Genomic DNA, 651 nt, shown 5'->3' with positions numbered 1-651 from the left:
CGTCGTCATTATTCGGCATTATTAACGCGTCTCGCTGCAGGACGGGTGCTGTACGCTGGGCGTCTGACGCGTCAGAGAACCGAGATACGCAATAGGTAGTCTGGTAGAACCATGTGATGAGATCGTCTTAAGTCGGCTTCGACAGGCACATGTGTTAGATTTTTGCTTTTTTTTGGCTTCTTGACCTCCTTGACTGGCTCCGGCTCGGGCTTTTCTTCTTCTGCCGGCTTGGGCTCCTCGACCTGTTCCGCGATCTCGGCATCCGGAAGGATGTTCACGTACGTGGTGTCGGTGGTTTCACCGCCGCCTTCCTGTACGCCCAGCAGTTCGAGGAACGGAATGATGACCGCCAGGATCACGAAGATGATGCCCACCACCGTCGAGATGCGACGGAAGCGGCGATCGGCGGCCTCGTTGAAGGCCCAGCCTTCGGCTGAGAGCACGAACATGCTCATAGCGCTTCGGCCCCTTCCTTCTCGATCACGGCCAGCGAGATCTTGGCGAAGCGCGTGTCGCTGCACGTCGCCATGACTTTCTTGAGCACGTGAAAGGGAATGGACTTGTCGGCCATGATGTTGACGTCACCGCGGGTGAGCTGGCCCGCCCCGGCGCCATCGACCTGCATCAGCGTCTCTTCGTTGAGCTTGTACT

The 651-nt window shown here is 57.9% G+C and carries 2 protein-coding genes; both read right to left on the bottom strand.

What is annotated here, in order from left to right; genetic code table 11:
* Window positions 1-71 precede the first annotated feature (71 nt).
* Window positions 72-455 carry a hypothetical protein gene (locus CSC66_RS17240; RefSeq protein ID WP_162378637.1) on the bottom strand — a complete coding sequence of 128 codons (384 nt, stop codon included), beginning with the start codon at window positions 453-455 and terminating at the stop codon, window positions 72-74.
* The coding region (locus CSC66_RS17235) for a hypothetical protein (protein WP_238394454.1) at window positions 452-651 on the bottom strand (200 nt) is incomplete at its 5' end. The genes CSC66_RS17235 and CSC66_RS17240, both read right to left, overlap by 4 nt.

Origin of the sequence: Pseudoxanthomonas kaohsiungensis (assembly GCF_010211765.1) — a bacterium.
Classification (GTDB): domain Bacteria; phylum Pseudomonadota; class Gammaproteobacteria; order Xanthomonadales; family Xanthomonadaceae; genus Pseudoxanthomonas; species Pseudoxanthomonas kaohsiungensis.
The sequence above is the reverse complement of the archived record's forward strand: the minus strand, read 5'-3'. Positions and strand labels throughout refer to the sequence as shown.

Excerpts from the sequence above, each read along its gene's own strand:
- CSC66_RS17240 (WP_162378637.1), bottom strand. The coding sequence starts at position 455 with ATGAGCATGTTCGTGCTCTCAGCCGAAGGCTGGGCCTTCAACGAGGCC.